We start from the raw sequence: 24,091 nt of genomic DNA, 5'->3' as shown, positions 1-24,091 counted from the left end.
TACGACCGAGTCGGCGGCCCCAGACGAAGTGCCGCCCAGGACCGCCGACTCGTCGCTACCCGCGCGGCCTACCGCGTCAGTGCGCCCTGCGTACCGTCACCTCCGCGGCGTCCGTGTGCCGCGAACCCGCGCCGAGCGCCGTCAGCGACGTCCTGCCGCTCGGGGTCGTGTCCGGGATCCGTACGGTGAAGGACACCGCGCCGTGCTTGTCCGCGACGGCCGTGCCGAGCGACGCCGAGCCCAGCCGCAACTCGACGCTCTCGCCGCGCCGGTAGCCGTCCGCGCCGACGCGCACGGTCGAGCCCGCCGCGACGGTCCCCTGGACGTGCAGCTTGCCGGGCTTCAGCGACGCCTTGTACTCGGCGCACGCGCTACCGGCAACGCCCGCCTCCGGAGCGGGCGTTCCGGTGGTGACACCGTCGTCCTCGCGTACGGTCAGGGTGTTGAACCCCTTGTCGCCCATCACGCCACCCGCGATGTCGGTCACCGACACCTTGAACGCGGTGGATCCGGTGGTGCTCGGCAGTGTGTCGCCGTACGTGGGGACCCGTACCGGCACACAGACCTGGCCGGGGGCGAAGGTCACCTTCTGCATCGCGGCGCCGGTCTTGCCGGTCGCGGAGCCGAACACACTGACGTAGCCGGTGACCGGCTGCCGGGACGGCCGGGACAGTACGGCGGCCAACTCGGCCGTACCGGGGCCCGATCCCTCCTCGACATAGGCCGGGGCCATGTCGACGGTCGCCTGCTGGGCGGGGACCCGGGAGCCGACGGCGCGGTTCTCGGCCGAGAGGTCGGAGAGGTACACACCGCCCGACGCCGCGCCGTCCGCGCCCTTGGCGCCGGTGAAGCGCACCTCGCGGACGTCCCGCAGATCGATCCGCTTGAGCGAGGAGGTCGGGATCGTCACCTGCTGCAGGATGACCTTGCGCAGCCACGGGGAGCTGACGCCCGGCAGCCGGGTCACGGCGGCCGGGTTGAGCGCGGAGACCGGCGACGACCAGGAGCGGCCCGAGCCGTCGACGACGCTGACGGTCAAGTCCGTTCCGGTAGGCACGAGTTCGTCGGCGGCGACCTTCACGGAGAGCTGCTGGTAGTGCCGGAGGTCGCGGTCGCCGCGCGGTACCGTCACCCGTACCTGCCCGCCGGGCGCCGCCCACGTCATGTGCAGCATCGGCGACGACGGTATGTTCCACGCCCACTGCGCGGGTGACCAGTGCGGTACGGCGGCCTCGTTGAGTGTCGTGGTGCAGTACGGCAGGGACTGCGGAAGCGTCATGCCGCCTTGGCCGCCCATTCCGGCGCACACCTCGGCCTTGGCGCCGCCGGTGGTGCGTACCGCCGAGTCGGTGTGCTCGAACGTGTTGATGTCCGTTCGGGACTTGGCGGGCTGCGTCGCGGTCACCGAAATGCTCGCGAACGGGGTCGAGGGCGGTGTGACGACCGACCCGTCGAACATCGGCTGGAACTGCTTCTCCGCGCCGAGCGTGAGCCGGAAGAAGCCGGCGATGTACGCGGCACCGACCTGGACCTGCTCCGCCGGGGCGAGTCGGGTGGTGGCCGGGGACTTCGGGTCGCAGACCGGATCGTCGGAGCCGCTGGCAGCCGCCCAGTCGTCACCGGTGCCTGACGGCCAGCCGCCCGGTGTCCAGATGGTGTTGAAGAAGTTGTGGTTGGCGCCCTGCACGAGCACGGCCGAACGGAGCACGTTGTCGGTGAAGTTGTGCCGCGAGTCGTCGATGATGTGCTGGCCCATCAGGTTCTCCACGTCCCCGTCGCAGTACGGCAGGACCGTCGCCGTGGCCACGTTCGGCAGGGAGATACGGTCGTAGTCGACCGGCGCGAGGGGCAGTACGGCCTTGATGCCGAACTGCTGCGAGAGGGGCAGGGCGTCGTTGAGCGTCGAAGCCGCCACGACCCCTTCGCCGCCGCGCGAGTGGCCCATGATCCCGACATCGCCCAGATCGAGCCGGCCCGCCAGGTCGGACGGCCGCACATCGCCCGACAGCGCCTGACTGAGACTCACATCCTTGTTCGTGAAGGCGTCGTGGTAGACGGCCTTGTCGCCGGCGTTGGCCTTCTTCAGCATCCGCAGGGTGTCGAGGATGAGTTCGCCGCGGGCCTGCGCGCCGTAGTCGGCGGCGAGTTGGTTGTCCTTCGCGTTGATCGCGTTGGCGGAGACGGAGACCACGGCGTACCCGTTGCTCGCCAGAGCGCGGGCCGGCGCCTCGTACCCCAGGAAGCTGGGTATGGGGGCGCGGTCCTCGGTGCTGTCCGGCGCCGTACGGCAGGGCCAGCCGGCCGGGTTGGCCTTGCCGGTGCCGTAGCAGGAGCTGTGCCGGCCGTGCTCGAAGATGACGACGGGCTTCTTGCCCCGGCCGTCCGGCAGATAGATCTTGCCCTCGAACTCACCGCGCGTGCCACCGATGTTGAGCAGCGGCAGCGCCTGGTCGCCGAAGTTGTAGACGGCCTCGGAGACGTGGTGGCTGCCGAGCTTCGAGGGATCGGCCCGCAGGGTCTGCGGGGTGATCGCGGGCGCCGCGGGCGCGGCGGGAGTCTGGGGGGCCGGGGTCGCCGGAGCGCTGCTCGACGGGGACCCGAAGGCGTCGGTGGTGACGGAACCGGCCGTGGTGACCGAGGAGTCGGTGGTCACGAGGGAGAGCGATGTGCCGTCCGCGGACTCCGTCGCGGGGCCGAGGTTCTTGCCGTCGGCCGAGAGCGTCGGTGCTCCCGCGGTGACGGGAAGCGGCTTGTCGAGGTCGAGGGTGACCCGGAATCCGCCGGCGACGCGGTCGACGGACCACTGCGGGCGGGCGGTCGGCTTGGGGGAGGGGGCCGCGGCGGCGGCCCCCTGGATCAGCGTGAGGGGCAGGCAGGTCAGTGCCAGCGCCATGGCGATACGTCTCGCACGTCTGGTGAGTTGAGACAAGGGAGGGCCTTACTCGTGAGCGAACCAATGCCCTCGCCATCGCTGTTGAGCGATGGCGAGGGCTGTGCGATTCGCAACGTATGCAGGGCCGGTGAAGACGGCGAGACGATCTTGTTACCTGGATGTTCCGTCGGCCGATGCGGAGATATGAGGCAACAAGACGCCGTAAAAGGGGCCATCTTCTTGCTGGTCAAACCTGCTCGACCGCACGGGAGGCGGGTTCAGACCGCGGTGCGCGGGGTGGCGTCCGGGCGGTGGTACGTGTCGCCCGTCATCGACTCCAGCTCCTGCTGCTTCGTCTCGGGCACCTTGCGCAGCACGAAGAAGAACGAGGCGAGGGCGAAGAACGCGAACGTGCCGTAGAGCCAGGAGAGTCCGACGTGCTTGGTCATCGGCTCGAAGGCGAACGTGACGATGAAGTTGAAGATCCAGTTGGACGCCGTGCCGATCGCCAGCGCCATCGCCCGCATCCGGTTCGGGAACATCTCGGCGAGCATGATCCACAGCACCGGCCCCCAGGAGAGCGCGAAGAACACCACGAAGCCGTTGGCGCCGACCAGGGCGAGCGGGCCGTACGGGCTGGGCAGTGTGACGTTGTCACCGGTGCCCTGCTGCTGGGAGAAGGCGACGGCGGTCAGCAGCAGCGCCAGGAACATGCCGATGGAACCGATGGTGAGGAGCCGGCGGCGGCCCACCCGGTCCACGAAGAGCATCGCGACCACCGTCATCACCACATTGATCCCTGCGGTGATCACGGACGTGGTGAACGAGCTGGACTCGCTGAAGCCGACCGACTTCCACAGGGTGGTCGAGTAGTAGAAGATCGCGTTGATGCCGACGAGTTGCTGGAAGGCGGCCATGATGATGCCGACCCACACCAGCGGATGCAGCCCGAACCTGCTGCCCCTGATGTCGGCGAAGCTGCTGTTGCGTTCCTTCTGCAGTGTGTTCTTGATCTGCTCGACCCGGTCCTGCGGATCGGCCTCGCCCGAGACCCGTGCCAGCACCTCGGCCGCCTTGTCGTTCTGGCCCTTGAGCACCAGATAGCGCGGTGACTCGGGGATCAGCATGGCCAGCACGCCGTACACGACGGCCGGAATCACACCGACCAGGAACATCCAGCGCCAGGCCTGCATACCGAACCACAGCTCCTGAGAGGCGCCGCCCGCCGCACCCGCGATGCCCTTGTTGGAGCTGAGCACCACCAACTGTCCGATGGTGATGGCCAGTTGTTGCAGGGATCCGAGCGCGCCCCGGCCCTTGGCAGGGGCCACCTCGGAGATGTACGCGGGTGCGATGACCGAGGCGATCCCGATACCGAGACCGCCGATCACCCGCCACACCATCAGGTCGGGCACGGAGAAGGCGAAGGCCGAACCGACGGAGCTGATGACGAACATGACAGCACCCAGCACCATCACCCGCCGCCTGCCCCAACTGTCCGCGAGCCGCCCCGCGTACCAGGCGCCGACCGCACAGCCCAGCAGCGCGATCGAGACCACGAAGCCGGAGAGGAACGAGCCCAGATGGAAGTGGGACCCCAAGGCGTCCACGGCTCCGTTGATCACGGAGGAGTCGAAACCGAAGAGGAAACCGCCGACGGCGGCCGCTATCGAAATACCGACTGCTTTGCCTTTTCGTCCCGGTATGTCGGACGCCGGGGTTTCTGCTCCGAGGGCGGTTCGGGCCATGAGTGCCACCTGACTAACTGTCGACCTTTTTTCAACCCGTGCTCGCGTGCCCGCGCCCTGGGCGGGCAAACCAGGACGTGTGGGCGCGGGCCGTCAGTGCGGCGGAGCACGCGGCGGCGCCCGTATTCCCCGTCGGCCGAGCCGTGTCGCTGTTGAGCCGAACGGGTGAGGAGCGGGAGGATGGCCGAATGCGGATGCAGACACAGCGCAGGGGAGGGGTGGTCCGGTGAGCAGGTACGACAGGGACCGGTACGACGTCACCGACGAGCAGTGGGAGGGCCTGGCGCAGGTCGTTCCGCTGCGCAGCCGAAACGAATGGCCGTCCCGGGTCGACCACCGGACGGTTCCCGAGGAGTACGCGGCCGAGCAGCGGCGCTTCGTCGTGCTGCGGGTGCAGGTGTTCGCCGACGCGCGCGAGGTGGCTGAATATCTCATGGCCCAGATCCCGGTCCTGCTGGATCTGACCGGCGCGGAGAGCGATGTGGCCAAGCGGATCCTGGACTTCAGCAGTGGTGTCGTTTTCGGCCTCGGCAGCGGTATGCACCGGGTCGACAAGAACGTCTTCCTGCTGGCGCCGGTCGGTACGGAGGTCGAAGGCATCGCGGCGGTCGCCGCACCCAGGCCGTAACGGGGAGAGCAGCCGTAACGGGGAGAGCAGCCGTAGCGGAGACAGCGGCCGTAGCGGAGAGAACAGAGGAAAGGCGCGTACGTGACGCAGGACGCCCGCACCGGTCGGGACGGCAAGGAGTCTGCGGCGAAGCTCGATGTGGCAGGGCTGCAGAGCCGGCTGGTCGAGTTCGCCGCCGCCCGGGACTGGGCGCGGTTCCACACGCCGAAGAACCTGGCGGCGGCCCTGAGCGTGGAGGCGTCGGAGCTGCTGGAGATCTTCCAGTGGCTGACGCCCGAGCAGTCGGCGCGAGTGATGGCGGAACCGGAGTCGGCGCACCGGGTGGCCGACGAGGTCGCTGACGTGCTGGCGTATCTGCTGCAGTTCTGCGACGTGCTGGGGATCGACGTCCTGGCCGCACTCGCGGCGAAGATCGACCGGAACGAACACCGCTTCCCGCCGAAGGAGTCCCCTGATCGCGGCTGACTGTCCGTCGATCATCTCCATGGTCACTCTTCGGAGTGAGCGAGTTTCGCACAACTGCCCCACTATCCACAGATTTCCGTATTCCTCTGGCCTTTCCGGCACCTGTCGCTCACTCTAGGTAGTGGATCGGGGCGAGTCGGGTCACGGGACGGACGATCGGGGGTGGGTGATGGACGCCGAGCGGCTCATCGCGGTGAGTAGGAACGTACTGGCCGGCAGCGCGGACGCGCGTGCGGTGCTGGCCGAGGCGGGGCAGGCGCAGGCGCTCGCGCAGGCGATCGGCAGCCGGCTGGCGTACGGCGGCCCTGCGGAACTGCGCGCCGAGGCCCGCGAGCTGGGCGAGGCGGGCGAGCGAGGCGGCGGCGCCGTCGGTCCCCCGGCGCTGCGCGGCGGTACGGAGATCAGGGCGGCGCAGCTCACCGGGGTGGCCGATGTGAGGGGAACCCTGACGGCGCTCGACGGGCTGTTCGGCGAGGTGGGGATCGCGCTGGTGGCCGTCGCGTGTGCCACGGACGAGGAGGGGCTGTACTGGCAGTGCATCGAGGCGATCGACGCGGCTGACGAGACCGGGGACCGGCTCGGCGGGATGCTGCGCAGACTGGGCGGGGGAGCGCCATGACGTACCGCAGAACCGCTACGACCGAAGACAGGACCCGCTACGACCGACCGCGGGGCAGTTACGAGAAGGGGGTCGCGGCGTCCGCCGCGAGACGTTCCGCCGAGGTCTGGAGATCGGCGTCCAACTGGGAGAGATCAGCGGTGAGCGTCTCCATCAGCTCCTCCATCTGCTGGAGCAGCCCCTTGGGCGCCTCGTCCTGGCCCGGCTGCTCCGGCGCGGTCTCGGCGGGTGTTGCTTCCTGGGACATGACGGCCTCCTCGTGGGCCGGACGGTCCGGCTCCGCCCGAGCCAACGATCATCGCGGGCCGCCGGTCACTGCCCGTACGCCGTGAGGTTGACGCTGTTCGATGGTGCGGGTCGGAAGGTGCAGGATGGATGTCATGGATCTTCGAATTTTCACCGAGCCCCAGCAGGGGGCCAGCTACGAGACGCTGCTGCGGATGGCCAAGGCCACCGAGGACCTGGGCTTCGACGCCTTCTTCCGCTCTGATCATTACCTGAAGATGGGATCCGTCGACGGTCTGCCGGGACCCACCGACGCGTGGATCACCCTGGCGGGTCTGGCCCGTGAGACCAAGCGGATCCGGCTCGGCACACTGATGACGGCGGGCACGTTCCGGCTGCCCGGGGTGCTGGCCATCCAGGTCGCGCAGGTGGACCAGATGTCCGGCGGGCGGATCGAACTGGGCCTGGGCGCAGGCTGGTTCGAGGAGGAGCACAAGGCGTACGGGATCCCGTTCCCCAAGGAGAAGATCGCCCGGCTGGAAGAGCAGCTCGCCATCGTGACGGGCCTGTGGGGAACGCCCACCGGGGAGACGTTCAGCTACGACGGGACGTACTACCAGCTCACCGACTCGCCCGCGCTGCCCAAGCCGGCCCAGGCCAAGGTGCCGGTGCTGATCGGCGGCCACGGCGCGACCCGCACGCCCCGGCTCACCGCGCAGTACGCCGACGAGTTCAACATGCCGTTCGCCTCGATCGAGGACAGCGAGAAGCAGTTCGGCCGGGTCAGGGCCGCGCTGGAGAAGGAAGGGCGCCCCGGGGACGATCTCGTGTACTCCAACGCGCTGATCGTCTGTGTGGGCAAGGACGACGCGGAGGTGGCGCGCCGCGCCGCCACCCTGGGAAGGGAAGTGGAGGAACTGAAGGCGAACGGGCTCGCGGGCACGCCCGCCGAAGTGGTCGACAAGATCGGGCAGTACGCGGCGGTCGGCTCCCAGCGGATCTATCTCCAGGTCATGGATCTGGACGACCTCGACCATGTGGAGCTGATCTCGGCGCAGGTCCAGTCCCAGCTCGGCTGAGCAGGCCGGCGGGGAAACAGCAGCAGAAGCAGGACAAGAAGACGAGAGAGGGAGAAGCCGTGAAACCCGTCCGTACGCTCGCCGCCGCCCTCGCGCGGGAGACCGTCCTCCTCGACGGCGGCCTTTCCAACCAGCTCGCCGCGCAGGGCTGCGACCTGTCGGACGAGCTGTGGTCGGCGCGGCTCCTCCTCGACGATCCCGGGCAGATCGAGGCGGCCCACACCGCCTATGTGCGGGCGGGTGCCCGGGTGCTGATCACCTCCAGTTATCAGGCCGGGTACGAGGGCTTCGCGCGGCGCGGGGTGTCGCGCGACGTGGCGGACGGTCTGCTGGGACGCAGTGTCGAGCTGGCCCGTGCGGCGGCGGCCACCGTCGAGGACGAGGTCTGGGTGGCCGCGTCCGTCGGGCCGTACGGTGCGACGCTGGCCGACGGCAGCGAGTACCGGGGGCGCTACGGCCTGTCCGTGGGCGAACTGGAACGGTTCCACCGGCCGAGGATCGAGGCGCTGGCCGCCGCAGGGCCCGACGTCCTCGCGCTGGAGACCGTGCCCGACACGGACGAGGCGCGGGCTCTGCTGGCCGCCGCCGAGGGCTGCGGGGTGCCCGTCTGGCTCTCGTACACCGTCGCGGGGGAGCACACCAGGGCGGGCCAGCCGCTGGCCGAGGCCTTCGCCCTGGCGGCCGACGCCGAGCAGGTGATCGCCGTGGGAGTCAACTGCTGCGAGCCGGGTGACACCGAAGCGGCCGTGGCGCTGGCCGCTTCGGTGACGGGCAAACCCGTCGTCGTCTATCCCAACAGCGGCGAGCGCTGGGACGCGGCCGCCCGGCGCTGGCGCGGGGCGGGCACGTTCGATCCGTCGAGGGTGCGGGCCTGGCAGGAGTCGGGGGCGCGGTTGGTCGGCGGTTGCTGCCGGGTCGGTCCCGGCGAGATAGCCGGGCTGAACGCCCTGACCGGACCGGAATCAAGGCGAAAACCCGTGGTCGGGGCGGGCCGGGCAGACAATACTCAATCAGGTGTTCCTGACGATCAGTACGACCGGCACCCCTGAACGTCCAGCGACCGACCTCGGCTTTCTGCTGCACAAGCATCCCGACAAGGCGCAGACGTTCTCCACCGCCCACGGCACGGCGCATGTCCTCTACCCCGAGGCGACCGCCGAGCGCTGCACGGCCGCGCTGCTGCTGGAGGTCGATCCCGCCGCGCTGCTCCGGCGCGGCCGGGGCAAGGGCCGGGGCGGCGCCCCCGACGCCGCGCTCGCGCAATACGTCAACGACCGCCCCTACGCGGCGTCGTCGCTGCTGGCGGTCGCGCTGAGCACGGTCTTCAAGAGCGCGCTGCGCGGTGACTGCCGTGCGCTGCCCGAGCGCGCGGCGAGTCCGCTGCCGCTGCGGATCGAAGTGCCCGCGGTACCGGCGCGCGGCGGCGCCGAGCTGGTGCAGCAGCTCTTCGGGCCGCTCGGCTGGAGCACGGTGGAGGCGCGTCCGGTGGCGCTGGACGAGCAGTTCACCGAGTGGGGCGAGTCCCGGTACGTACAGCTCGCCCTGGAGGGCGAGCTGCGACTCGCCGACGCGCTGCGCCAGTTGTACGTACTGCTGCCGGTCCTCGACGACGCCAAGCACTACTGGGTGGCGCCCGACGAGGTCGACAAGCTGCTGCGGGCCGGTGAGGGCTGGCTCGCCGACCACCCCGAGAAGCAACTGATCACCAGCCGCTATCTGGCCCGCCGCTGGGGCCTGACCAGGGCGGCCATGGAACGGCTCGAACTGGTGCGGCTCGCCGAGGCCGACGACATCGACGTCGAGGCGATCGACAACGCGGTGGAGGAGCCGCAGGCCGAACCGGAAGGAGGGATGGGAGAAGCGGAGGCGGCCGAGGCGGCCGAGCCCGAGGCGAAGGAGCCGTCGCTCGCCGACCAGCGGCGCGCGGCGATCCTCACGGCGCTGCGCGAGGCGGGCGCGAGCAGCGTGCTCGACCTCGGCTGCGGACAGGGGCAGTTGGTGCAGAGCCTGCTCAAGGACGCGCGGTTCACCCGTATCACCGGCGTGGACGTGTCGATGCGGGCGCTCACCATCGCCGCACGCCGGCTCAAGCTGGACCGGATGAGCGAGCGGCAGGCAGGCCGGGTCAGCCTGATGCAGAGCTCGCTCGCCTACACCGACAAGCGGATCAAGGGCTACGACGCGGCGGTGCTGAGCGAGGTCGTCGAGCACCTCGACCTGCCCAGGCTGCCGGCCCTGGAATACGCGGTGTTCGGCTCGGCGCGGCCCGGCACGGTGGTCGTGACCACGCCCAACGTCGAGTACAACGTGCGCTGGGAGACCCTGCCGGCGGGCACGGTGCGCCACAGGGACCACCGCTTCGAGTGGACCCGCGAGGAGTTCCGCCGCTGGGCGGGCGAGACGGGCGAACGGTACGGCTACGCCGTCGACTTCGTCCCCGTAGGACCGGACGACCCCGAGGTGGGGCCGCCCACGCAGATGGCCGTGTTCACCGCACTGAGGGAGGCGAAGGCCGCATGAGCAGCAACAAGCAGACCACCAACGACACCGACAGCACCAGCAGCACCGACAGCACCGCCACCGACAACACCGCGGGCCGCGTCCTGCCGGTGACCGACCTGTCGCTGGTGGTCCTCGTCGGCGCCACCGGATCCGGCAAGTCCACCTTCGCCGCGCGCCACTTCAAGCCCACCGAGATCATCTCCTCGGACTTCTGCCGCGGCCTCGTCGCCGACGACGAGAACAACCAGAGCGCGAGCGGCGACGCCTTCGACGTCCTGCACTACATCGCGGGCAAGCGGCTCGCGGCCGGCCGGCTCACCGTCGTGGACGCCACCAACGTCCAGGTGGAGAGCCGCAGACAGCTCGTCAAGCTCGCCCGCGAACACGACGTGCTGCCCATCGCGATCGTCCTCGACCTGCCCGAGGACGTGTGCGCCGCGCGCAACGCCACCCGCCCCGACCGCGCCGCCATGCCCCGCCATGTGATCAAGCGGCACCGCGCCGAACTGCGCCGCTCCCTGCGCGGCCTGGAGCGCGAGGGGTTCCGCAAGGTGCACATCCTGCGCGGCGAGGAGGAGGTGTCCGGCGCCCGGATCACCCTCGAACGCCGCTACAACGACCTCACCCACCTCACCGGACCCTTCGACATCATCGGCGACGTCCACGGCTGCCACTCCGAGCTGGAGACCCTGCTCGGCAGGCTCGGTTACGCCGACGGCGTCCACCCCGAGGGCCGTACGGCCGTCTTCGTCGGCGACCTCGTCGACCGGGGCCCCGACAGCCCCGGTGTGCTGCGCCGGGTGATGGGCATGGTCGCGGCGGGCCACGCCCTGTGCGTGCCGGGCAACCACGAGAACAAGCTCGGCCGCTGGCTGAAGGGCCGCAAGGTGCAGATCACCCACGGTCTCGCGGAGACCGTCGAGCAGTTGGAGAAGGAGGACGACACCTTCCGCCAGGACGTGCTGACCTTCATCGACGGGCTGGTCAGCCACTACGTCCTGGACGGCGGCAAGCTGGTCGTCTGCCATGCCGGGCTGCCCGAGAAGTACCACGGCCGCACCTCGGGCCGGGTGCGCTCGCACGCCCTGTACGGCGACACCACGGGCGAGACCGACGAGTTCGGCCTGCCCGTGCGCTACCCCTGGGCCGAGGACTACCGGGGCCGCGCCGCCGTGGTGTACGGGCACACCCCCGTGCCGAACACCTCCTGGATCAACAACACCATCTGCCTCGACACCGGCGCGGTCTTCGGCGGCAAGATGACCGCGCTGCGCTGGCCGGAGCGCGAGCTGGTCGACGTACCGGCCGAGCGGGTCTGGTACGAGCCGGCCAGGCCGCTGGCCACCGAGGCGCCCGGCGGCAGGGAGGGCAGACCGCTCGACCTCGCCGACGTGCACGGCCGGCGCGTCGTGGAGACCCGGCACATGGCCCGGCTCTCGGTCCGCGAGGAGAACGCCGCCGCAGCTCTGGAGGTGATGAGCCGCTTCGCGATCGACCCGCGGCTGCTCGCCTACCTGCCGCCGACCATGGCGCCGACGGCCACCTCCGCCGAGGAGGGCTATCTGGAGCACCCGGCCGAGGCGTTCGCGCAGTACCGCGAGGACGGCGTGGCTCAGGTCGTGTGCGAGGAGAAGCACATGGGCTCGCGCGCCGTCGCGCTGGTCTGCCGGGACGCGACGGCCGCCGCCGAGCGCTTCGGTGTGCAGGGCCCGACCGGCGCCCTGCACACCCGCACCGGGCGGCCCTTCTTCGACGACCCCGCCGTCACCGAAGAGGTCCTGGAGCGGCTGCGCACCGCCGTCACCGCCGCCGGGCTGTGGGCGGAGCTGGACACCGACTGGCTGCTGCTCGACGCCGAGCTGATGCCCTGGTCGCTGAAGGCGACGGGGCTGCTGCGCACCCAGTACGCGGCGGTCGGCGCGGCTGCGGGCGCCGCGTTCCCCGCCGTGACCGGCGCGCTCGAAGCGGCCGTGGCGCGCGGCGTGGACGCGGGCGCGCTGCTGGCCACGCAGCGGGAGCGGGCCTCCGACGCCGCCGCCTTCACCGAGGCGTACCGCCGCTACTGCTGGGCGACCGACGGTCTGGACGGGGTGCGGCTCGCGCCGTTCCAACTGCTGGCCGCCCGTGGCCGCAGCCTCGCCGCCGTCCCCCACGACCAGCAGCTCGCCTGGCTCGACCGGCTCGTGGAGCACGACCCGACCGGGCTGCTCCAGGTCACCCGGCGGCTGGTCGTGGACACGGGCGACGCGGAGTCGGTCCGCTCCGGTGTCGACTGGTGGCTGGAGATGACCGGGCGCGGCGGCGAGGGCATGGTCGTCAAACCGCTCCAGGCGCTGGTACGGGACGGCAAGGGGCGGCTCGTCCAGCCGGGCGTCAAGGTCCGCGGCCGCGAGTATCTGCGGATCATCTACGGCGCCGAGTACACCCGCCCGGAGAATCTGCTGCGGCTGCGCGGCAGGTTCCTCGGCCACAAGCGGTCGTTGGCGCTGCGCGAGTACGCCCTGGGCCTGGAGGCCCTGGACCGGCTCGCGGAGGGGGAGCCGCTGTGGCGGGTGCACGAGGCGGTGTTCGCCGTCCTGGCGCTGGAGTCGGAGCCGGTCGACCCCCGGCTGTGACCAGGGCGACGGATCGTCGTGGCCTGTTTGACGGGTGAACGGCGCGCCGTGCGGTGAGGATGGAGGCATGGGATTCCATGTCGACTCCGAGGCCGGGCGGCTGCGCCGCGTCATACTGCACCGCCCCGGCCTGGAGCTGAAACGGCTCACTCCGGGCAACAAGGACGCGCTGCTCTTCGACGACGTGCTGTGGGTGCGGCGCGCCCAGGAGGAGCATGACGGTTTCGCCGACGTGCTGCGCGGGCGCGGTGTCGAGGTGCATCTCTTCGGCGATCTGCTGCGGGAGTCCCTCGATCTGCCGGCGGCGCGGGCGCTCGTGCTGGACCGGGTCTTCGACGAGAAGGAATACGGCCCGCTCGCCACGGACCATCTCAGGGCGGTCTTCGACGAGCTGCCCACGGAGGAGCTGACCGAGGCGCTGGTCGGCGGGATGACCAAGCGGGAGTTCCTGGCGCGGCACGCCGAGCCCACGTCCGTCCGCTTCCATGTGATGGAGCTGGACGATCTGCTGCTCGACCCGCTGCCGAACCACCTCTTCACCCGGGACACCTCCGCCTGGATCTACGACGGGGTGTCGATCAACGCGATGCGCTGGCCGGCGCGACAGCGCGAGACGGTGCACTTCGAAGCGATCTACAAGCACCACCCGCTGTTCACCGGCGATCTCGCGGGTCCCTTCCACCACTGGTCGGAAGGGCAGGACGACTATCCGTCCACGATCGAGGGCGGCGACGTGCTGGTCATCGGGAAGGGCGCCGTGCTGATCGGGATGAGCGAGCGCACCACCCCGCAGGCCGTGGAGATGCTGGCGCGCGGTCTCTTCGAGGCCGGCTCGGCGACCACGATCGTGGCGCTGGACATGCCGAAGCGGCGGGCGTTCATGCATCTCGACACGGTCATGACGATGGTCGACCACGACACGTTCACCCAGTACGCGGGGCTCGGCATGCTCCGCTCGTACACGATCGAGCCGGGCAGCGGCGGCAACGAACTCAAGGTGACCGACCATCCGCCGGAGCATATGCACCGGGCCATCGCCGCGGCGCTCGGCCTGCCGGAGATCCGGGTGCTGACCGCCACCCAGGACGTGCATTCGGCGGCGCGCGAGCAGTGGGACGACGGCTGCAACGTCCTCGCCGTCGAGCCGGGGGTGGTGGTGGCGTACGAGCGCAATGTCACCACCAACATCCATCTGCGCAAGCAGGGCATCGAGGTCATCGAGATCCGGGGCAGTGAGCTGGGCCGGGGCCGGGGCGGTCCGCGCTGTATGAGCTGCCCCGTCGAGCGCGACGCCGGGTGAACAACGCACTGAATAGCAATGCGGTGCGTCGTATATAGTTTCAGTTTCCCGGTATGAGCCACCCGCTATCCGCGCCCCAGGAGCAGTCATCATGGCGATAGACCTCGCAGGCCGCCACTTCCTCAAGGAGCTGGACTTCACGGCAGAGGAGTTCCGCGGCCTGGTCGGGCTGGCGGCCGAGCTGAAGGCCGCCAAGAAGGCGGGCACCGAGGTCCAGCGGCTGCGCGGCAAGAACATCGCCCTGATCTTCGAGAAGGCGTCGACCCGCACCCGCTGCGCCTTCGAGGTCGCCGCCGCCGACCAGGGGGCCTCGACGACGTACATCGACCCGGCCGGCTCGCACATCGGGAAGAAGGAGTCGGCGAAGGACACCGCGCGGGTGCTCGGCCGGATGTACGACGGCATCGAGTTCCGCGGTGACGCCCAGGCGACGGTCGAGGAGCTGGCCGCCCATGCGGGTGTGCCGGTCTTCAACGGGCTCACGGACGACTGGCACCCCACCCAGATGCTCGCCGACGTGCTGACGATGACCGAGCACACCGACAAGCCGGTGGACCGGATCGCTTTCGCCTATCTGGGTGACGCCCGCTTCAACATGGGCAACTCCTACCTGGTCACGGGCGCGCTGCTAGGCATGGACGTACGGATCGTCGCGCCCCGCGACTACTGGCCGCACGACGACGTCCTCACCCTCGCCAGGAAGGCCGCCGAGGTCAGCGGGGCCCGGCTCACCCTCACCGAGAACATCGAAGAAGGGGTCGTGGGCGCGGACTTCGTGCTCACCGACGTGTGGGTGTCGATGGGGGAGGCCCAAGAGGTCTGGGACGCGCGGATCAAGGCGCTCGGTCCGTACGCGGTGACCATGGACGTGCTGCGGGCGACGGAGAACCCCGAGGTCAAGTTCCTGCACTGCCTGCCGGCCTTCCATGACCTGGGCACCGAGATCGGCCGCGAGATCCACCGGCGGCACGGCCTCACGGAGCTGGAGGTCACGGACGAGGTCTTCGAGTCGGCGCACTCGGTGGTCTTCGACGAGGCGGAGAACCGGCTGCACACCATCAAGGCGGTCCTGGTCGCCACCCTGGCAGGCGCCGCCGAATAGCCATACGGCCGGGCGGTGCGGTGTTACGCGCCCGCGCGGTCTGCGGCCGGGCGGGCGGGGAGGGTGAACCAGACCGCCTTGCCCTGCTCCGTCGACCGGTGACCGCAGTCCGAGCTGAGCGTACGGATCAGCAGCAGCCCCCTGCCGTACTCCTGCCACGGGTCCGGCGGTGTGGAGTGGCCGTGTGTGAGATCCCCGGGCGGCCTCGGGTCGCAGTCGTGCACCTCGACCTGGCAGCCGGTCGGCAGCAGCCGCACCACCAGCTCGATCGGTGTGGTCCCCGTGGTGTGTTCCACGGCGTTGGCGACCAGCTCGGCGGTGAGCAGCTCCGCCGTGTCGCAGTCGGTGACGGTCTCCCGCAGCTCGGCGAGCGCTGTACGGACCAGCGCACGCGCCATCGGCACGGCGGACGCGCTGTGCGGGAGCGCGATACGCCATGCTGAGGAGCTGGATGCCTGGGACAAAGGGGAAGATCCGTTCGAAGGGACACGAAGTATTAACTTCAACCTTACGGAGCGCAACCCGGGTGACAAGGGGCGACAGCCCGTCCGGAGTGGGACCTGTGCCACATCTCGGGCAGGACCTTTGCCGGACGCGAGGGACGGGTGTGACGTCCCGCCGTCAGGATATCGCGCCCTCGTGACGACGGTCACACGCAAGTGATACCGTGCGGGAACCGCAGCACACGCTGAAGGAGGCCGCACTCCATGAGCCCCTTTACCGGTTCCGCACCCCGTACCGAGGAGTGGCGCCATCTACGGCTGACACGTGACGGCGGAGTCGCCACCGTCACCCTCGCCCGCCCGGAGAAGCTCAACGCACTCACCTTCGGCGCCTACGCCGATCTCCGCGATCTGCTCGCCGAGCTGTCCAGGGAGCGCTCCGTGCGCGCCCTCGTGCTGGCGGGTGCGGGGCGCGGCTTCTGCTCGGGCGGCGACGTGGACGACATCATCGGCGCGACACTCGCCATGGACACCGCCCAGCTCCTCGACTTCAACCGGATGACCGGGCAGGTCGTACGGGCGGTGCGGGAGTGCCCGTTCCCGGTGATCGCCGCCGTGCACGGGGTCGCGGCCGGCGCCGGGGCCGTCCTCGCGCTCGCCGCCGACTTCCGGATCGCCGACCCCACCGCGCGCTTCGCCTTCCTCTTCACCCGGGTCGGGCTCTCCGGCGGTGACATGGGCGCCGCCTATCTGCTGCCCCGCGTCGTCGGGCTCGGCCACGCCACCCGGCTGCTGATGCTCGGCGACCCGGTCCGCGCGGCCGAGGCCGAGCGGATCGGACTCATCAGCGAACTGACCGAGGAGGGCGGCGCCGACGCACGCGCCGCCGAGCTGGCCCGCCGGCTCGCCGAAGGCCCGGCCCTGGCCCACGCGCAGACCAAGGCGCTGCTCACCGCCGAACTCGACATGCCGCTCGCCGCCGCCGTCGAACTGGACGCGGCCACCCAGGCGTTGCTCATGAACGGCGCCGACTACGCGGAGTTCCACGCCGCGTTCACCGAGAAGCGGCCCCCGAAGTGGCAGGGCCGCTAGCGATGGCAGGGCCGTCGGCGGTGGCAGGGCCGTCGCATGTGCCGGGGCCGTTGCGGGTGGCGGTCGTCGGGGGCGGCCCCGGCGGGCTGTACGCCGCCGCCCTGCTCAAACGGCTCGACCCGGCCCGCGAGATCACCGTCTGGGAGCGCGGCGCCCCGGACGACACCTTCGGCTTCGGTGTGGTGCTCTCCGACGAGACCCTCGGCGGCATCGAACACGCCGATCCCACCGTCCACACCGTGCTCCAGCGGGAGTTCGTCCGCTGGGACGACATCGACATCGTCCACCGGGGCCGCACCCTCACCTCCGGCGGGCACGGCTTCGCCGCGCTCGGCCGGCGCAGACTGCTGGAGATCATGCGCGAGCGCTGCGCGGGTCTCGGCGTCACACTGCACTTCCGTACGGAGGCGCCGCCGCCCGGTCAACTCGCCGACGCCTACGACCTGGTGATCGCCGCCGACGGGGCGGGCAGCCGCACCCGCGCCGCGTACGCCGACGTCTTCGAGCCCGCCGTCACCGCGCACCGCTGCCGCTACATCTGGCTCGCCGCCGACTTCGCCTTCGACGCGTTCCGCTTCGATATCGCAGAGACCGACCACGGCGTGATGCAGCTCCACGGCTACCCCTACACCGAAGCGGCCAGCACCGTCATCGTCGAGATGCGCGAAGAGGTCTGGCGGGCCGCCGGGTTCGACGGGCTCGACGAGGCGCAGTCCGTCGAGCAGTGCGCGAAGATCTTCGCCGACGCGCTCGGCGGACGGCCGCTGCGCTCCAACGCATCCGCCTGGACGGCGTTCCGTACGGTGGTCAACAAGCGCTGGAGCCACGGCAACACGGTCCTGATCGGGGACGCGGCCCACACCGCGCACTTCTCCATCGGCTCCGGCACGAAGCTCGCCGTCGAGGACGCCCTCGCGCTCGCCGCCTGCGTCGAGGAGCAGCCCGATCTGCCGACCGCGCTCGCCGCGTACGAGAGCGAACGCCGCCCCGTGGTGGAGTCGACGCAGCGCGCCGCCGCGGCGAGTCTCCGCTGGTTCGAGGAGCTGGCCACCTACACCGGCCAGCCGCCACGGCAGTTCGCCTTCGGGCTGCTCACCCGCAGCCGCCGGGTCACCCACGACAACCTGCGGCTGCGCGACGAGCGGTTCACCCGGGCCGTCGAGGGCGAGTTCGGCTGCCCGCCCGGCACCCCACCGATGTTCACCCCCTTCCGGCTGGGTGAACTGACCCTGCGCAACCGGGTGGTCGTCTCGGCCATGGACATGTACTCGGCCGTCGACGGGCTCCCCGCCGACTTCCACCTCGTCCATCTCGGCGGGCGCGCCCTGGGCGGCGCGGGGCTCGTCATGACCGAGATGGTGTGCGTCAGCCCCGAGGGCCGGATCACTCCCGGCTGCACCGGCCTCTGGACCGACGAACAGGGCGAAGCCTGGCGCCGGATCACCGACTTCGTGCACACCCGGTCGCCCGGCACCGCCATCGGCGTCCAGCTCGGCCACTCGGGACGCAAGGGCTCGACGCGGCTGATGTGGGACGGCATGGACGAACCGCTCCCCACCGGCAACTGGCCGGTGTCGGCCGCCTCACCGCTGCCGTATCTGCCCGGGGTCAGCCAGACACCGCACGAACTGGACCGCCCCCAACTCACGCCGATTCGGGAGCAGTTCACCGCAGCCGCCCGACGCGCCGGCCGGGCCGGTTTCGATCTGCTCGAACTCCACTGCGCCCACGGCTACTTGCTCTCCGGTTTCCTCTCCCCACTGACCAACCACCGCACCGACGCCTACGGCGGCCCGCTCGCGAACCGGCTGCGCTATCCGCTCGAAGTCTTCGACGCGGTACGGGCCGACTGGCCGGCCGACCGGCCCATGACCGTCCGGATCTCCGCCACCGACTGGGCACCCGGCGGCACCACACCCGAGGACGCCGTCGAGATCGCCCGCGCCTTCACCGCGCACGGCGCCGACGCGATCGACGTCTCGACGGGCCAGGTCGTCGCCGACGAACGCCCCGAGTTCGGCCGCTCGTACCAGACGCCGTACGCCGACCTGATCCGCAACACCCTGTCGGTGCCGGTCGTCGCCGTCGGCGCGATCTCCTCCTGGGACGACGTCAACTCCCTTCTGCTGGCGGGCCGCGCCGACCTCTGCGCCCTCGCGAGGCCGCATCTCCACGATCCGCACTGGACCCTGCACGCCGCCGCCGACCAGGGGTACGCGGGCCCGGGGGCGCCCTGGCCGCTGCCGTACCGGGCAGGCAGCCGCCCGCCCCCGGTTGGCCGCACCGAAGGACCGAAGCCCCGGCTCACTCTGCGCTGAGGCTGTCCGTGCCCTCCGCGGAGCCCTGTCCCTGTGCGGAGCCCTGTTCCTGCGTGGAGCCCTGCACGAAGGCGAGTCCGGCGTCCCGCAGCCGGGCATGCAGCGCGAAGAACACCTCGGCGGACCGGGCGCCCGGCCAGTCGTCCGGCAGCAGTTCGGCCGGCAATCCGGGGTCCGTGTACGGGAGATGCCGCCAGGAGTCCAGCGCCCGCAGATAGTCGCGGTAGGCGTCCTCGGGCGGCACCGAATCGCGCTTCTCCCAGGCCCGCAGCACCGGTTCATGGCGGGCCAGGAACTCTTCGTGCTGCCCGGCGACCGCCGGCAGGTCCCACCAGCGGGTCACCGCGTCCGCCGTCGGCGCGAAGCCGAGATGGCTGCCGGTGAAGAGATCGACATACGGGTCGAGCCCCAGCCGCCGCAGGGTGTGCCGGGTCTCCTCGTAGAACCTGCCGGGCGCGATCCACACCCCGGGCGCTGCCGTGCCGAAGCCCAGCCCGCTCAGCCGCGAGCGCAGCAGATGGCGTTTGCTCCGCTCGGACTCGGGGACCGAGAACACGGCAAGTACCCAGCCGTCGGCGAGCGTTGGCGCGGGCCGTCCGTAGATACGGCGGTCCCCGTCGTCCATCAGCTCGCGCGCCTCGCCCGACAGCGCGTACCCGGCGGCGCCCTCCGCCGTACGGCCCGGCACCAGCAGCCCCCGGCGCTTGAGCCGCGACACCGAGGAACGCACCGAAGGCGCGTCGACACCGAGCGCCCCGAGCAGTCGGATCAGCTCGGCCACCGCCAGCGGCGCGTCGCCGGGCGTCCGGCCGTACGCGCCGTACAGGGTGACGATCAGGGATCGCGGGGTGTGCTCGGCCACGTGATCACTGTAGGGCCTGTCCCGGCACGTGGTCCCGCAGCCGGAAGCGCTGGAGCTTGCCCGTCGGGGTGCGCGGGAGTGTGTCCAGGAAGGTGATCTCGCGCGGGCACTTGTACGGGACGAGCCGCTCGGCGACGAACTCCCGCAGCGCCGACGCCGTGGCGTCACCGCGCGCCACGCCCTCCCGTAGGACGACATACGCGGCGACGACCCGCCCCCGCAGCTCGTCCGGGCGGCCGACCACCGCCGCCTCCACCACATCGGGATGGGCCAGCAGCGCCTCCTCGACCTGCGGCCCCGGGACGTTGTACCCGGCCGAGATGATCATGTCGTCGGCCCGTGCGACATAGCGCAGATACCCGTCGGCCTCCCGCACATAGGTGTCGCCGGTCAGGTTCCAGCCGTGCCGGACGTACTCAAGCTGCCGGGCGTCGGCGAGATACCGGCAGCCCAGCGGGCCGCGCACGGCCAGCAGCCCCGGCTCACCGTCCGGCACCGGTACGCCCGCGGCGTCCACGACACACGCCTGCCAGCCCGGCACCGGCACGCCCGTCGTGCCGGGACGGATCGCCTCGTCGGCCGCCGAGACGAAGATGTGCAGCAGCTCCGTGGCGCCGATGCCGTTGATGATGTCCAACCCGGTCAGCTCCCGCCACGCCTGCCAGGTCGCCGCGGGCAGATTCTCGCCCGCCGACACACACCGCCGCAGTGAGCTGATGTCGTAGGGGGTGGAGCCGAGTTCGTCGAGCATCACCCGGTACGCGGTGGGCGCCGTGAACAGCACCGACACCCGCTCCCGCGCCACGGCCGCCAACAGCTCCTTGGGATGGGCCTGTTCGAGCAGCAGCGCGGAAGCCCCCGCGCGCAGCGGGAAGATCACCAGACCACCGAGGCCGAAGGTGAAACCGAGCGGCGGGCTGCCCGCGAACAGGTCGTCGGCGCCCGGCCGCAGCACATGGCGCGAGAACGTGTCGGCGACAGTCAGCACGTCCCGGTGGAAGTGCATGCACCCCTTGGGCCGGCCCGTCGTGCCCGAGGTGAAGGCGATCAGCGCCACGTCGTCCGCCGCCGTCGCCACCGCCGCGTACCGCTCCGGCATCCCTGCGGCGCGCCGCAGCAGATCGTCCGGCGCCTCACCGCCGTACGTGACGACCCGCAGCCCCGGCGCCCGCGCCCTCGTCAGATCGGCCACCGAGCGCACATCGCACAGCGCGTGACTGACCTGCGCGATCTCGCAGATCGTGGCCAGCTCCCCGGGCCGCTGCTGGGCGAGTACGGTCACCGCGACCCCGCCCGCCTTCAGCACCGCCAGCCAGCACGCGGCGAGCCAGGGCGTCGTGGGCCCGCGCAGCAGCACCCGGTTGCCCGGCACCACACCCAGCTCCGCGGTGAGGACATGGGCGATCGCGTCGACATGGGCACGCAGCTCCCCGTACGTCCAGACGCCGCCCGTACCGTCCCGGAACGCGGTGCGCCCGGCGCCGAACCGCTCGGCCGTACGGTCCAGCAGCTCCTCGGCGCAGTTGAGCCGGTCCGGGTAGCGCAGCTCGGGCAGGTCGGCGGGGGCGGGCAGCAGCACCGGCCATTGGTCGGCCGGCGGGAGGTGGTCGCGTGCGAAGGTGTCGAGGTGCGCCGAGGGTGTCAGCTCCATGGTTCGCCCCCCTCTGTGTCTCGCGATGGGGTCGCCCATCGAGCGTATCGTGAAGATGACGACAGTCAACGGCCCGCGATAGACCTGTGTGAAGTGGAGTCCGGATGTCCGTATTCTCCCTTGATCCGGTACAGACAGCGTGGTGCGCGGAGCTGCGTGTCCTGGCCGCCGACCGGCTCCGTCCGCTCGCGGAGAAGGGCGAGCCGGGCCGTGTCGACCGGGCCCTGATCGCGGCCCTCGGTGAACTCGGCCTGCTGGAGCGGCTGTTCGGCGCCGGGGCGCTCGACCTGTGTCTGCTGCGCGAATCGCTCGCCTACGGCTGCACCGCGGCCGAGACGGCGCTCGCGCTGCAAGGGCTCGGTACGTACCCGATCGTGCAGGCGGGCACCGACCGGCAGCGCGCCCGCTGGCTCCCCGAGGTACGGGCGGGCCGCGCCGTCGCCGCCTTCGCGCTGAGCGAGCCGGGCGCGGGGTCCGACGCGGCGGCGCTCGCCCTGCGGGCCGAGGCGGACGGGGACGGCTGGCTGCTGACGGGGGAGAAGCGCTGGATCTCGAACGCGCCCGACGCGGACTTCTACACGGTGTTCGCCCGTACCGGTGACACGGGCGCGGGGGCACCGGGTGGGTCCGGCAGTGCATCAGGCAGTGGATCAGGCGGTGGATCCGGCGGCCGGTCCGGCGCGCGGGGGATCACCGCCTTCCTCGTACCCGCCGACCGTCCGGGGCTGACCGGATCGCCCCTCGCGATGCTCTCGCCGCATCCCATCGGCGCCCTGGACTTCGACGCGGTACCCGTCACCCGGGGCGATGTGCTCGGCGAGATCGGCCGCGGCTTCCGGGTCGCGATGAACACCCTGAACCTCTTCCGCCCGAGCGTCGGCGCCTTCGCCGTCGGTATGGCGGCGGCAGCCATCGACGCGACCCTCGCGCACACCGCGGGACGCACCGCCTTCGGCGGCCCGCTCAAGGACCTCCAGTCCGTGTCGCACCAGGTCGCGGAGATGGCGACGCGCACCGAGGCGGCCCGGCTGCTGGTGTACGCGGCGGCCGCCGCGTACGACGACGGCGCCCCCGACGTCCCGGCGCGCTCGGCCATGGCGAAGCTGTTCGCCACCGAGACGGCCCAGTACGTCGTCGACTCCGCCGTACAGCTCCACGGCGCACGCGCGCTGCAACAGGGCCATCTGTTGGAACACCTCTACCGTGAGGTGCGGGCACCGCGTATCTATGAGGGTGCCACCGAGGTCCAGCGCACCATCATCGCCAAGGAGCTGTACGCATGAGCCTGGAGCGCATCAACCCCGAGGAGCTGTCCCCGCCGTCCGGCTTCTCGCACGCCGTCACCGCGACCGGCGGCACCCTGGTGTTCCTGGCAGGACAGACCGCGCTCGACACGGCGGGGAAGGTGGTCGGGGAGACCATCACGGACCAGTTCGAGACGGCCCTGACCAATCTCCTCGACGCGCTCGCCGCGGCCGGCGGCGCGCCCGCCGATCTCGCCAGGGTGACGGTCTACGCGACCGACGTCGCCGACTACCGCGCGCACGCGGCCGAGCTGGGCCGGGTCTGGCAGCGGCTGGCGGGCCGCGACTACCCGGCCATGGCGGTGGTCGGGGTCGTCCGGCTCTGGGACGAACAGGCCCGGGTCGAACTGGACGGCATCGCCGTCCTTCCCTGACACCGGGGGAGTCGGACGCCATTCGAGGGGAGCTGTGATGCCCGACATCGAACTCACCGCCGGGCCGATCGCCTACGAGGACACCGGAGGTGACGGTCCCGTCGTCGTCCTGCTGCACGGCCTGGTCCAGGACGCCACGGTCTGGCGCCATGTCATCGCCGATCTGCGCACCGACCACCGCTGCGTCGCGCCGACCCTGCCCTACGGCGCGCACCGCAGGCCGATGAGCCCCGATGCGCCGCTCGATCCGGACGCCGTCAACGAACTCGTCGCCGAATTCCTCGACCGGCTCGATCTGCGCGACGTCACCCTGGTGGAGAGCGACTGCGGTCGGGCCCAGACCGTGGCGGGGCAGTACCCCGAACGGCTCGGCAGACTGGTCCTGATCTCCTGCGAGGCGTTCGACAACTACCCGCCGGGGCTGCCCGGCAAGCTGATCGGGGCCGCCGTGAAGCTGCCCGGCGGTATCCCGCTGCTGGTCCGCACGCTCGGCGCCAAGGCGCTGCGCCGGCTCCCCGTCGGACTCGGCGCGCTGACGAAGCGCCCCGTACCCGACGAGATCGTCGACGGCTGGCTGCGTCCGCTGCGTACCGACAAGGCGATCAGGGAGGACTTCCGCCGCTACACGCTCGGGGTGCGCAGGACGGAACTGCTCGAAGCGGTCGACGGGCTGCGGGCGTTCGACAAACCCGCCCTGGTGGTGTGGGCGCCCGAGGATCTGATGATGCCGCGCGAGCACGGCCGCAGACTGGCCGACGTACTGCCGCGCGGCCGGCTGGTGGAGATCGCGGACAGCCGCACCCTGATCAGCGAGGACCAGCCGGAACTGCTCGCCACCGTGCTGCGGGAGTTCATCGCCGAGCCGGGCTGAGCCGTGCGGGGTACCCCTGCC

Annotated in this window: 20 protein-coding genes; 14 read left to right on the top strand and 6 right to left on the bottom strand. The window is 71.1% G+C overall.

Annotated elements, in window-relative coordinates:
* Positions 1-76: 76 nt before the first annotated feature.
* Together ACZ63I_RS12670 and ACZ63I_RS12665 are read right to left on the bottom strand one after the other, a co-directional pair.
* On the bottom strand, positions 77-2,893 hold the full coding sequence (locus ACZ63I_RS12670) for an alpha/beta hydrolase (RefSeq protein ID WP_469338038.1): 2,817 nt from the start codon (positions 2,891-2,893) through the stop codon (positions 77-79).
* A 257-nt stretch (positions 2,894-3,150) separates the two neighbouring features.
* Positions 3,151-4,620: a sugar porter family MFS transporter gene (locus ACZ63I_RS12665; protein WP_469338037.1), complete on the bottom strand. Its 1,470-nt coding sequence runs from the start codon at positions 4,618-4,620 to the stop codon at positions 3,151-3,153.
* 226 nt (positions 4,621-4,846) lie between these two features.
* On the opposite strand from ACZ63I_RS12665, the gene ACZ63I_RS12660 reads away from it, so the two are divergent.
* The 3 genes from ACZ63I_RS12660 to ACZ63I_RS12650 all read left to right on the top strand — a co-directional run bounded on the left by ACZ63I_RS12660 (position 4,847) and on the right by ACZ63I_RS12650 (position 6,332).
* Complete coding sequence (locus ACZ63I_RS12660; protein WP_469338035.1) at positions 4,847-5,248, top strand: cell division protein SepF; 402 nt, start codon at positions 4,847-4,849, stop codon at positions 5,246-5,248.
* A gap of 81 nt (positions 5,249-5,329) precedes the next feature.
* Positions 5,330-5,713, top strand: a complete 384-nt coding sequence (locus tag ACZ63I_RS12655) for a nucleotide pyrophosphohydrolase (protein WP_469338033.1) — start codon at positions 5,330-5,332, stop codon at positions 5,711-5,713.
* A 169-nt stretch (positions 5,714-5,882) separates the two neighbouring features.
* On the top strand, positions 5,883-6,332 hold the full coding sequence (locus tag ACZ63I_RS12650) for a DUF6099 family protein (protein WP_469338031.1): 450 nt from the start codon (positions 5,883-5,885) through the stop codon (positions 6,330-6,332).
* 58 nt (positions 6,333-6,390) lie between these two features.
* Here ACZ63I_RS12650 and ACZ63I_RS12645 read toward each other — a convergent pair whose 3' ends face one another.
* Positions 6,391-6,579: a hypothetical protein gene (locus ACZ63I_RS12645; RefSeq protein ID WP_469338030.1), complete on the bottom strand. Its 189-nt coding sequence runs from the start codon at positions 6,577-6,579 to the stop codon at positions 6,391-6,393.
* A gap of 133 nt (positions 6,580-6,712) precedes the next feature.
* Between ACZ63I_RS12645 and ACZ63I_RS12640 the strand changes: the two genes are divergently transcribed.
* From ACZ63I_RS12640 to argF, 6 genes are all read left to right on the top strand, one after another.
* Entirely contained in the window at positions 6,713-7,636 is a 924-nt protein-coding gene (locus ACZ63I_RS12640; RefSeq protein WP_469338029.1) for an LLM class F420-dependent oxidoreductase, read from the top strand.
* A 59-nt stretch (positions 7,637-7,695) separates the two neighbouring features.
* Positions 7,696-8,685 (top strand): homocysteine S-methyltransferase, encoded by a 990-nt coding sequence (gene mmuM, locus ACZ63I_RS12635; RefSeq protein WP_469338027.1) that lies wholly within the window; start codon positions 7,696-7,698, stop codon positions 8,683-8,685.
* On the top strand, positions 8,651-10,156 hold the full coding sequence (locus tag ACZ63I_RS12630; protein WP_469338026.1) for a 3' terminal RNA ribose 2'-O-methyltransferase Hen1: 1,506 nt from the start codon (positions 8,651-8,653) through the stop codon (positions 10,154-10,156). Before mmuM ends, ACZ63I_RS12630 begins: the two co-directional genes overlap by 35 nt.
* A complete protein-coding gene (locus ACZ63I_RS12625) occupies positions 10,153-12,753 on the top strand; it encodes a polynucleotide kinase-phosphatase (RefSeq protein ID WP_469338025.1) in 2,601 nt (866 codons plus the stop codon). The genes ACZ63I_RS12630 and ACZ63I_RS12625 overlap by 4 nt, the downstream gene beginning before the upstream one ends.
* A gap of 67 nt (positions 12,754-12,820) precedes the next feature.
* Complete coding sequence (locus ACZ63I_RS12620; protein WP_469338023.1) at positions 12,821-14,053, top strand: arginine deiminase; 1,233 nt, start codon at positions 12,821-12,823, stop codon at positions 14,051-14,053.
* Positions 14,054-14,144: 91 nt separating this feature from the next.
* Positions 14,145-15,155, top strand: coding sequence for an ornithine carbamoyltransferase (gene argF / locus ACZ63I_RS12615; protein WP_469338021.1), 1,011 nt, complete (start codon positions 14,145-14,147; stop codon positions 15,153-15,155).
* Positions 15,156-15,178: 23 nt separating this feature from the next.
* Here the strand turns inward: argF and ACZ63I_RS12610 are convergent, their stop codons facing one another.
* Positions 15,179-15,619: an ATP-binding protein gene (locus ACZ63I_RS12610; RefSeq protein WP_469338019.1), complete on the bottom strand. Its 441-nt coding sequence runs from the start codon at positions 15,617-15,619 to the stop codon at positions 15,179-15,181.
* 243 nt (positions 15,620-15,862) lie between these two features.
* Here ACZ63I_RS12610 and ACZ63I_RS12605 point away from each other — a divergent pair, with 243 nt between their 5' ends.
* On the top strand, positions 15,863-16,690 hold the full coding sequence (locus ACZ63I_RS12605; protein ID WP_469338017.1) for an enoyl-CoA hydratase family protein: 828 nt from the start codon (positions 15,863-15,865) through the stop codon (positions 16,688-16,690).
* Positions 16,691-16,692: 2 nt separating this feature from the next.
* Positions 16,693-19,008, top strand: a complete 2,316-nt coding sequence (locus tag ACZ63I_RS12600) for a bifunctional salicylyl-CoA 5-hydroxylase/oxidoreductase (protein WP_469338367.1) — start codon at positions 16,693-16,695, stop codon at positions 19,006-19,008.
* Here the strand turns inward: ACZ63I_RS12600 and ACZ63I_RS12595 are convergent.
* A complete protein-coding gene (locus ACZ63I_RS12595) occupies positions 18,995-19,870 on the bottom strand; it encodes a PaaX family transcriptional regulator (RefSeq protein ID WP_469338015.1) in 876 nt (291 codons plus the stop codon). The two genes, ACZ63I_RS12600 and ACZ63I_RS12595, sit on opposite strands and share 14 nt — an antisense overlap.
* Positions 19,871-19,874: 4 nt before the next feature.
* On the bottom strand, positions 19,875-21,521 hold the full coding sequence (locus ACZ63I_RS12590) for an AMP-binding protein (RefSeq protein ID WP_469338014.1): 1,647 nt from the start codon (positions 21,519-21,521) through the stop codon (positions 19,875-19,877).
* Between the two features lie 104 nt (positions 21,522-21,625).
* Here ACZ63I_RS12590 and ACZ63I_RS12585 point away from each other — a divergent pair, with 104 nt between their 5' ends.
* From ACZ63I_RS12585 to ACZ63I_RS12575, 3 genes are read left to right on the top strand one after another with little or no spacing between them, the layout of a single operon-like run.
* A complete protein-coding gene (locus tag ACZ63I_RS12585; RefSeq protein ID WP_469338012.1) occupies positions 21,626-22,804 on the top strand; it encodes an acyl-CoA dehydrogenase family protein in 1,179 nt (392 codons plus the stop codon).
* Positions 22,801-23,199: a RidA family protein gene (locus tag ACZ63I_RS12580; RefSeq protein WP_469338010.1), complete on the top strand. Its 399-nt coding sequence runs from the start codon at positions 22,801-22,803 to the stop codon at positions 23,197-23,199. Before ACZ63I_RS12585 ends, ACZ63I_RS12580 begins: the two co-directional genes overlap by 4 nt.
* Before the next feature lie 37 nt (positions 23,200-23,236).
* Positions 23,237-24,070: an alpha/beta fold hydrolase gene (locus tag ACZ63I_RS12575; protein ID WP_469338009.1), complete on the top strand. Its 834-nt coding sequence runs from the start codon at positions 23,237-23,239 to the stop codon at positions 24,068-24,070.
* Positions 24,071-24,091: the final 21 nt, after the last annotated feature.

Source organism: Streptomyces sp. NPDC087906 (genome assembly GCF_055584925.1).
The sequence above is the reverse complement of the archived record's forward strand: the minus strand, read 5'-3'. Positions and strand labels throughout refer to the sequence as shown.

What these genes read in the sequence shown, in the direction of transcription:
- argF (WP_469338021.1), top strand. Translation starts at nt 14,145, where the DNA reads ATGGCGATAGACCTCGCAGGCCGCCACTTCCTCAAGGAGCTGGACTTC.
- ACZ63I_RS12625 (WP_469338025.1), top strand. Translation starts at nt 10,153, where the DNA reads ATGAGCAGCAACAAGCAGACCACCAACGACACCGACAGCACCAGCAGC.
- ACZ63I_RS12640 (WP_469338029.1), top strand. Translation starts at nt 6,713, where the DNA reads ATGGATCTTCGAATTTTCACCGAGCCCCAGCAGGGGGCCAGCTACGAG.
- ACZ63I_RS12590 (WP_469338014.1), bottom strand. Translation starts at nt 21,521, where the DNA reads ATGGAGCTGACACCCTCGGCGCACCTCGACACCTTCGCACGCGACCAC.
- ACZ63I_RS12580 (WP_469338010.1), top strand. Translation starts at nt 22,801, where the DNA reads ATGAGCCTGGAGCGCATCAACCCCGAGGAGCTGTCCCCGCCGTCCGGC.
- ACZ63I_RS12650 (WP_469338031.1), top strand. Translation starts at nt 5,883, where the DNA reads ATGGACGCCGAGCGGCTCATCGCGGTGAGTAGGAACGTACTGGCCGGC.
- ACZ63I_RS12585 (WP_469338012.1), top strand. Translation starts at nt 21,626, where the DNA reads ATGTCCGTATTCTCCCTTGATCCGGTACAGACAGCGTGGTGCGCGGAG.
- ACZ63I_RS12600 (WP_469338367.1), top strand. Translation starts at nt 16,693, where the DNA reads ATGGCAGGGCCGTCGGCGGTGGCAGGGCCGTCGCATGTGCCGGGGCCG.
- ACZ63I_RS12605 (WP_469338017.1), top strand. Translation starts at nt 15,863, where the DNA reads ATGAGCCCCTTTACCGGTTCCGCACCCCGTACCGAGGAGTGGCGCCAT.
- ACZ63I_RS12620 (WP_469338023.1), top strand. Translation starts at nt 12,821, where the DNA reads ATGGGATTCCATGTCGACTCCGAGGCCGGGCGGCTGCGCCGCGTCATA.
- ACZ63I_RS12575 (WP_469338009.1), top strand. Translation starts at nt 23,237, where the DNA reads ATGCCCGACATCGAACTCACCGCCGGGCCGATCGCCTACGAGGACACC.
- ACZ63I_RS12670 (WP_469338038.1), bottom strand. Translation starts at nt 2,893, where the DNA reads ATGGCGCTGGCACTGACCTGCCTGCCCCTCACGCTGATCCAGGGGGCC.
- ACZ63I_RS12645 (WP_469338030.1), bottom strand. Translation starts at nt 6,579, where the DNA reads ATGTCCCAGGAAGCAACACCCGCCGAGACCGCGCCGGAGCAGCCGGGC.
- ACZ63I_RS12665 (WP_469338037.1), bottom strand. Translation starts at nt 4,620, where the DNA reads ATGGCCCGAACCGCCCTCGGAGCAGAAACCCCGGCGTCCGACATACCG.